This window comes from Saccharothrix coeruleofusca (assembly GCF_014648515.1).
GTDB classification, from domain to species: domain Bacteria; phylum Actinomycetota; class Actinomycetes; order Mycobacteriales; family Pseudonocardiaceae; genus Actinosynnema; species Actinosynnema coeruleofuscum.
On the sequence record NZ_BMRG01000032.1, the window covers coordinates 1 to 282 of the forward strand.

1 protein-coding gene is annotated in these 282 nt (G+C 64.2%); it reads left to right on the plus strand.

The window, feature by feature from the left end:
- A partial coding sequence (locus tag IEZ00_RS37610; RefSeq protein WP_229796408.1) for a cbb3-type cytochrome c oxidase subunit I occupies positions 1 to 282 on the plus strand: 282 nt, incomplete at both ends.

Sequence of the window (282 nt, forward strand, 5' to 3'; positions counted from 1 at the left end):
CCACGTCCACGACACCTACTTCGTGGTGGCGCACTTCCACTACGTGCTGTTCGGCACCATCGTGTTCGCCACCTACGCGGGCATCTACTTCTGGTTCCCCAAGATGACCGGCCGGATGCTGGACGAGCCGCTGGGCAAGCTCCACTTCTGGACCACGTTCCTGGGCTTCCACGGCACGTTCCTGGTCCAGCACTGGCTGGGCAACCAGGGCTTCCCCCGCCGCTACGCCGACTACCTGCCCACCGACGAGTTCACCCTGCTCAACACCATCTCCACGGTGGC